This window comes from Gammaproteobacteria bacterium (assembly GCA_028817255.1).
GTDB lineage: Bacteria > Pseudomonadota > Gammaproteobacteria > Porifericomitales > Porifericomitaceae > Porifericomes > Porifericomes azotivorans.
Genome location: JAPPQA010000065.1, coordinates 1 through 4,839, shown reverse-complemented (window position 1 = coordinate 4,839; position 4,839 = coordinate 1). Strand labels below are relative to the sequence as shown.

The window sequence follows — 4,839 nt, the reverse complement described above, 5'->3', positions numbered from 1 at the left end:
GACTGCATATCGCCACCCACGCCTTCGGCAAGATCACGCTGTTCTTCTGCGCCGGCGCCATCCTGCTGGCCGGCGGCCAGACCCGCGTCAGCGAGTTGAGCGGCCTGGGGCGCCGCATGCCGCTGACCATGGCCGCCTTTCTGATCGGCAGCCTGAGCATCATCGGCCTGCCCCCGACCGGCGGCATGTGGAGCAAATGGTTCCTGTTGCTCGGCAGCCTGGAAACGGGGTATTACGTGCCGGTGGCCGCGATGGCGATCAGCTCCCTGCTCAGCGTTTATTACCTGCTGGCCGTGCCGGTGCGGGCCTTCCTGCTGGCGCCGGCGGCAGGGGCGGACCTGAGGGCGACCGGCAGGGCGCCGCTGCCCTGCCGCATTGGGATCGCGGCCGCCGCGGGCGGCTGCATCCTGCTGTTTTTCCTGCCGCAGCCGCTGTACGACCTGCTGCACGGCCTGTGGGAGACGGCGGTGCGGGCGCCGACAGGGGCGGCGGGATGAGCGGGGCGCCGCGCCCCGGCACGGGCGCCCGCGGGCGGCGGGCGCTGTACGCCGTATGCGCGGCCCTGCTGCTGCTGGAGTTCGGCGGCTGGCGCCACGGGGGCCACGCCTGGGAAGGGCTGTGGGGCTTCTACAGCCTGTTCGGTTTCGTCGCCTGCGTCGCCCTGGTGCTGTCGGCCCGGCTGCTGCGGCGGGCGGTGATGCGTTCCGAGGATTACTATGAGCGCGAGTAGCCTGCCGCCCTGGCTCTGGTTCTTTGCCGCCGCCTGCCTGCTGCCTCTGCTGCGGCAGCGCGCCGGCAAGGCGCTGCTGCTGCTCGCTCCCCTGCTGGGCGCCGCCTGCCTGCTCGGCGCCCCGGAGGGGCCGCTGCTGGAGTTCTCCCTGTTCGGGGTCGCGCTCACTCCCTACCGGCTCGACCCGCTTAGCCGCGTCTTCGCGCTGCTGTTCCACTGCGCCGCCCTGATGAGCCTGCTCTTCGCCATGCATGTGCGCGACCGAATGCAGCACGCCGCCGCCCTGGCCTACATCGGCAGCGCCTTGATGGCGGTGTGCGCCGGCGACCTGGTAACCCTGTTCCTGGCCTGGGAGGCAATGGCCCTTAGTTCGACCTTCCTGGTCTGGGCGCGGCGCACCCCGGCGGCCTTTACCGCGGGCTGCCGGTACCTGGCGGCCCAGTTGCTGTCCGGGCTGCTGCTGCTGAGCGGCTTGCTCTGGCGCATCGGCGCGACCGGCGACGCGGGGTTCGGCTACATCGGCCTGGACGATGCCGCGGGCTGGCTGATCTTCCTCGCCTTCGGCATCAAGTGCGCCTTCCCGCTGCTGCACAACTGGCTGACGGACGCCTACCCGGAGGCCACGCCCACGGGGACCGTTTTCCTGTGCATTTTCACCACCAAGGTCGCGGTCTATGCGATGGTGCGCGGCTTCCCCGGCAGCGAGCCGCTGCTCTACCTGGGCGTGGTCATGGCCTGCTTCCCGATCTTCTACGCGGTGATCGAGAACGACCTGCGGCGGGTGCTGGCCTACAGCATGATCAACCAACTGGGCTTTATGGTCTGCGGGGTCGGGACGGGGGCGGCGCTGGGGCTGGCCGGCGCCGTCGCCCACGCCTGCAACGACGTGCTGTTCAAGGGCCTGCTGTTCATGTCCATGGGCGCGGTGCTGCAAGCCACGGGGCGCTGCGACGCCGCCGGGCTGGGCGGGCTGTACCGGAGCATGCCCCGCACCGCGTTCCTGTGCGTCATCGGGGCCGCTTCCATCTCCGCCTTCCCGCTGTTCAACGGTTTCGTCAGCAAGTCCCTGATCATGGAAGCGGTGCTCGCCGGGGGGCATCCGTGGCTGTGGCTGGCCCTGCTGTTCGCCTCGGCGGGGGTATTCCACCATGCCGGGATCAAGATTCCCTTCTTCGCCTTTTTCGGCCACGATTCCGGGATTCGCGGCGCCGACCCGCCCGCCAATATGCTGCTCGCCATGGCGGCGGCGGCCCTGCTCTGCGTGCTTATCGGCTGCTTCCCGGGGCCGCTGTACGCGCTGCTGCCCTTCCCGGTGAGCTACTCTCCCTACGAGACCGGCCACGTCATCGCGCAATTGCAGCTGCTGTGCTTTTCGGCCCTGGCCTTCGTATGGCTGCGGCAAACCGGCCTCTACCCGCCGGAGTTGCCTTCCGTCAACCTGGATGCGGAATGGACCTACAGGCGCCTGTTGCCCGCCGCCTGGCGGCGGGCGGGCGCAGCCGCCTCGGTGCCGCAACGGGCGCTGGCGGGGACGCTGGCGGCATTGCAGGCGCGCGGCGCGCGCGGGGGCCGCCGCCTGTTGCGCGCCGCCGTCCGGGACGGCTACGCAGCCAGCGGCGCCGCCGCCCTGGGCGCCCTGGCGGCGCTCGCCGCCCTGATGCTCCTCTACTACCTGGGGCGGGCCTCATGAAGCGGGGCCGCGGCTCCCGGGCATAAGAATCCGCCGCGGTTCCGGGGCCGGGAGCGCGCCGGCGACGCCAGGCAACGACGTTGCCCGGAACAGGGCGCCCTATATACTATTGGGAACAACGGCATGCGTTGCCGGCAACGGCAGGGAGGGGAGTTTCATGCTCGAGAAATTGCAACAACTCAGCAGCCTCGTGGTAAGCCAGAAGGTGGAATTGTTCGAGGCCCTCGCGGACTTCTACGAGACCCGCAACAAATACACCGTTCTGGACGGGGCCGGACGTATGCTTTTCCTGGCCATAGAACAACCCTCCGCAAAGGGCATGGGCGAATGGGGCCGGCGCCAGCTGCTGAAATCCAGGCGCCCTTTTAATATGCTCGTCATGACGGAGGACGCCCAGACGGCCATACGAATCGTGCGGCCATTCCGCCTCTACTATCAACGGGTTGATATCTTTGACGCGAAGGGGCGGCGGCTGGGGGCAGTCGAGAAACAGTTCTCGCTACTGCGCCGCATCTATTCGGTGTACGACGTTTCCGGCAGGGAGAAATACCGGTTATTCGGCCCCTTGCTAAAACCGTGGACCTTCAAGATCAGAGACAACAGCCGCGAGTACGGCGAGATCGTCAAAAAATGGAGCGGCCTGACCAAGGAGGCCTGGACGGACGCGGACAACTTCGGCATCCAATTCCCGGCGCAATGGGACATCAAATTGAAGGCGGTGTTCCTGGGCGCGGTGTTCCTTATTGATTACGTCCATTTCGAGGACAATTTCGAGGGCTGATAAGAGACCGGGAAAAACCGGCAACTCCGCCGCGCAAACCGCGGGCAGGCTCGTCACCGGGGGCCCGGCCTTTCTCCGCGGCGCCCGGGCGGCGCAGTTCCCGAACGCAGGCGGGCTTGCCGCCCGCGGGGCCTACCCGGAGTCGGCGTGCTCCAACCGGTAGTAATGCCAGGCCGCCAGCAGCGCAGCGAGGGGCGCCCCTACAATCGCCGCAACCAGCACCCAGCTTAAGCCGCCCTTGAACAAGGCGAAAACAGGCATCAGGTACAGCAAGTCGTCCCAGGAATAACCGAACAGCGTAGGCATCCGGGGCGGTTTCCCTCCCGACTTATGCTTCAGCGCCTGCCCCACCCGGTCCTGCATATAGGCGACGAAGCCCACATAGGCGGCCAGGAAGACGCCGGCCAGCAAACCGACGAACACGGCGAGTACGCCCAGGCTGAAGATTTGCCCCAACCCCATGCAGATAAACACCGCGGCCAGCACCCCCGCCTTGCAGAGCGGGACCAGATGGGACGGCCGCCCACCCGCCACGATTTTGGCGAACTCGCCGAAAAAGCTGAACCCGACCAGCAACAGCCCGGCCAGGAAATTCAACAACAAGGCGCCGGCAAGCAAGAGCGCCGCGGCGCCGCCGCCGAGGACGGCCTGCAACAACACGACTTGGCGCTCCGTTATATTCTCCATGCGGGCCCTGCCGATCCGGGACGCCAGACGCACCGCCAGCACGGCATCCAGGGGCAAGCCCCTGGAGAAGGCGCCCTGCTTCCTGGCAGGAGGGTTCGCCCCGGCGGGAGGCTTTGCCGCCCCGCGCGGTTTTGCGCCGGGCGGTTTTGCCCCGGGCGGTCTCCGCACTTGCTTAGCGTTCATATCCCCTGCTCCGCGCGGAATCGCGGCACATAGAATCGAATGCCGGAGGAGGGACTCGAACCCACAACCTACGCATTACGAATGCGTTGCTCTACCGGTTGAGCTACCCCGGCCACGTGTCCGCTCCTCTTCGGCTTCGACCTCGACCCCGCGCTCGCCCTGGCCGGCGACCGGACCAGCCGCGCCGCGCACCCGGACGACGACATCCACCCGCTCGACCACCGTGCCCCGCGGCGACGGCGGCAGCCCTCGGATGGCCACGCCGCCGCTGTCGAAGTCCTCCAGGGTATCCGTATCCTCGTTGTAAAAATGGTGATGCGCGAAGGTATTGGAATCGAAAAAGACCTTCCCCGGCGCAACCACCACCTGCCGCAACAAACCCCGGTGGGTAAAGAGATTCAGGGTGTTGTACACGGTGGCCTTGGCAACCGCCTGGCCCCGAAGCGCCAGCTGCGCGCGCAACCCATCGGCCGTTACGTGCCGGTGGCGCATCAGTAACAAAGCTGCGATGCGCACCCGCTGCGCGGTGGGGACAATGCCGTGGCGACGCAACAGGCGCCGACTCTCAATCTCGTTCATGGCGCCGGAACCTCCAGCCCCCCGGTGCGCTCTCTGCCGCGGTCTCTCGTACACTATTTGCCCAACCCCTTGTGCAATGCCGCTATTCGCTATTATAGCGGAAACACGAGAATTCTGCACAGTGCCGTCGAGGGCCGGCGCATATGGCACTGAGGGAGAAGAACGCCTTAATCTATGGGAAAGGAAGCA

The 4,839-nt window shown here is 67.1% G+C and carries 5 protein-coding genes, 1 tRNA gene and 1 pseudogene; 4 read left to right on the top strand and 3 right to left on the bottom strand.

What is annotated here, in order from left to right; all coding sequences use genetic code 11:
* From OXU43_03175 to OXU43_03160, 4 genes are all read left to right on the top strand, one after another.
* Positions 1 to 497, top strand: a 497-nt coding sequence (locus OXU43_03175; GenBank protein ID MDD9824161.1) for a proton-conducting transporter membrane subunit, incomplete at its 5' end; no start/stop codon positions are given.
* A complete protein-coding gene (locus tag OXU43_03170; protein ID MDD9824160.1) occupies positions 494 to 730 on the top strand; it encodes a hypothetical protein in 237 nt (78 codons plus the stop codon). The genes OXU43_03175 and OXU43_03170, both read left to right, overlap by 4 nt.
* Positions 717 to 2,420, top strand: a complete 1,704-nt coding sequence (locus tag OXU43_03165) for a Na(+)/H(+) antiporter subunit D (GenBank protein MDD9824159.1) — start codon at positions 717 to 719, stop codon at positions 2,418 to 2,420. Before OXU43_03170 ends, OXU43_03165 begins: the two co-directional genes overlap by 14 nt.
* Before the next feature lie 157 nt (positions 2,421 to 2,577).
* Positions 2,578 to 3,201, top strand: coding sequence for a phospholipid scramblase-related protein (locus tag OXU43_03160; GenBank protein ID MDD9824158.1), 624 nt, complete (start codon positions 2,578 to 2,580; stop codon positions 3,199 to 3,201).
* Between the two features lie 132 nt (positions 3,202 to 3,333).
* Here OXU43_03160 and OXU43_03155 read toward each other — a convergent pair whose 3' ends face one another.
* The 3 genes and pseudogenes from OXU43_03155 to OXU43_03145 form a co-directional block, all read right to left on the bottom strand.
* Complete coding sequence (locus tag OXU43_03155; GenBank protein MDD9824157.1) at positions 3,334 to 4,071, bottom strand: hypothetical protein; 738 nt, start codon at positions 4,069 to 4,071, stop codon at positions 3,334 to 3,336.
* 40 nt (positions 4,072 to 4,111) lie between these two features.
* A tRNA-Thr gene (locus OXU43_03150) sits at positions 4,112 to 4,184 on the bottom strand.
* A gap of 76 nt (positions 4,185 to 4,260) precedes the next feature.
* A pseudogene (locus OXU43_03145) lies at positions 4,261 to 4,650 on the bottom strand (transcriptional repressor).
* Positions 4,651 to 4,839: the final 189 nt, after the last annotated feature.